Genomic DNA, 2,832 nt, shown 5'->3' with positions numbered 1-2,832 from the left:
CTCTGTAATGATTTTCAAGCCAAGCTATTACTCACACCTCTAGAGTTTTGTTCTGATAATGCTGCGATGATAGGTAGAGCCGCCATAGATAAATACAACCGCAAAGAATTTGCCGATATATTTGCCCTGCAAAGTTCTCCAAAAAATACCGAAGGTGAATTTATCTGATCTTATAGTTTTATTTAATTATATTGTGCTTGATTGTATTGTTTAAAGAAACTTTTATTATAATCTACCTCAAAAATATCCTTTTATCTAGGCAGAGATTATGAAATACAACAGGCTTTCACTTCAAGATTTTCTAGGCAATCTCAGTTCTCAAATCAACCCCTCAAAATCACAGGTAGATGAATTCAAATCCCATATCTCAAAACTCCAACAAACCGACAAAGAAGAAAGCGAAGAACATCACAAAAACGCTATCAATAGCTTTTTGACCCAGTGTTTCAAATACACAATCAATACCAAAGGCAGGATCGATGCAACTATCTTTGAAGAAGGCGAAGCCAAAGTCATCATCGAAGCAAAATCCCTCAAAAATAAATCTCAATTTCCAGCTAATGCAGAAACACTAGAATCAAAGGCATTTTGCGAGTCGATCTTGTATTATCTACGCGAAAGCATTTCAAACAATAACAACAACATCAAACATATCATCTTGTGTAATCTGAACTGCTTTTATATCATCGATGCAAAAGAATACTATCAATGCTTCAGCAAGGATAAAACCATCTTAAAAGCATTCAAAAATACCGATCTAAAAGAAGGCAACGACACTACAACGGAAAAATTTTATGATGACCTAGCAGAATATCTCCCTAAGCTAAATAGTGAAATTTCTTATGTGTATTTTGATCTCACCCAAACAGATACAATGGATATTGCCCTTATTTATGCAGTATTAAGCCCAGCAGTTCTACTCAAACAAAAGATGTTTATTGATGCCAACACTCTCAATCAGGGATTTTATGATGAGCTATTGTATATTTTGGGATTGCAAGAAAAACTAGAAAATGGCAAAGTCATCATCATTCCTTCTAACACTCAAAATACATTCCTAGATTCCATCACAAAAAATCTGGGATTCAATGTACAAGATGATTTTGAAGATATATTCTCACTGCTCACCACTTGGAATAACCGAATCTTATTTTTGCGGCTATTAGAGTCGATGTTGCTCTCCTTTGGGCATATCAAAAAGCCATTTTTGGATTTGGAGATTATTCCTGATTTTAAGATTTTCAACCAGCTATTTTTTGATGTCCTAGCAAAAAAAGAATCAAGCAGAACGCAAATCCCAAAAGGATTAGAAAATATTCCGTATCTGAATTCAAGCTTGTTTGAAAAAACAACCTTAGAAAAAGAAGATGAAAAAAAAGGTGGCAAAAACAAACAGATCAGATCCTTAGATTCCAACCCCCTAGAACTCTACAAATCTTCTGTTTTAAAAAAAGATAGCGAATATAAAAATAAAGATTCTCTCCCCTTGCTAGAGTATCTTTTTAGCTTCTTACACTCTTATGATTTTACGACCACACCACAAGATATAGAAAATCACACAAAGATAAACTTCGATAAGCTGATCAACTCCGCTGTGTTAGGACTAGTATTTGAAAAGCTAAATGGCTATAAAGAAGGAAGTTTTTATACTCCAAGTTTTATCACTAGCTATATGTGTAGAGAGTCTATCACAAAGATCGTGATAGATAAATTCAACTCTGCTAAAAACTGGGGTTGCAAAACCATTGATGAACTCTATAACAAAATAGATGATATACAAGAAGCTAACAAGATTTTCCATAGTATCACCATCTGCGATCCTGCGGTAGGAAGTGGGCATTTTCTCGTTTCTGCTCTCAATGAACTCATCTATATCAAATACAAACTAGGTATCCTCTGCGATGAGCAAGGCCGTAAACTCAAAGACATCAGCTTAGAGCTTAGTAATGATGAAATCATCATCAAAGGTCAAAATGGAGAAATCATAAGCTACTGCATCCCCGCTCACAAGGAGATAGAATCACACAAAATCCAAAAAGCAATCTTCAATACAAAAAAAGGCATCATTGAAAACTGCCTCTTTGGCGTGGATATCAACCCAAACTCCTGTGAAATCACTAGGCTAAGATTATGGATAGAACTCCTAAAATATAGCTATTATGAGGACATAGAGCGTAAATATCTGCAGACCCTTCCTAATATCGATATCAATATCAAAGCAGGGAATTCACTCATATCGAATTTTCCGATAAATACCAAGCTCACCACAGGACTCACAATTGAATTTACCCGAAATCTCAAAACAGCCATAGAGGACTACAAAACTCAAGTAAGCCTATACAAAGAAGCACTAGGAAACAAAACGCTCATCACGCAAAAAATTAGTAGCATTAAAACAATGCTAAAAGAGCATTTTATCAAATGGGATAAGAGAACACAGAGTTTGGAGAAATCTGTCAGGGAGTTTGTTGGTAAATATGGAGAGGATATATTCAAATGGGAACAAAAATTTCGAGATTCAGATTTTGGATTTGAAATAGAAAGGATTATTACTGATAGTCTCTATGATGAAAAAGGCAAACCCAAAAACAATCCCATCAAATTTCAAAAAGGTCTTGAAGGTATTTCTAGTTCCTCAGAGCCAATAAAAACTCCTGATGAGTTAGATAAAGTAGGGCTAAAACTCCTAGAATCTATCAAGAGTGATTTTGAACACCTAGAACAATTAAGAAAAGGAGATAGTTTTGAATGGCGTTTTGAATTCCCTGAAGTGTTAGATGAAGAAGGGGATTTTGTAGGGTTTGATCTCGTGATTGGCAATCCGCCGTATAT

At 35.1% G+C, this 2,832-nt stretch carries 1 protein-coding gene; it reads left to right on the top strand.

Features of this window, described 5'->3' with window-relative positions:
• Window positions 1-268: 268 nt before the first annotated feature.
• Window positions 269-2,832: DUF7149 domain-containing protein (locus Q5I06_RS08580; protein ID WP_394358145.1), on the top strand; the 2,564-nt coding region annotated here is incomplete at its 3' end.

It is taken from the genome of Helicobacter cappadocius (genome assembly GCF_030688855.1).
GTDB lineage: Bacteria > Campylobacterota > Campylobacteria > Campylobacterales > Helicobacteraceae > Helicobacter_J > Helicobacter_J cappadocius.
Note: the sequence above shows the minus strand (reverse complement) of the source record. Positions and strands in the feature narration are given on the sequence as shown.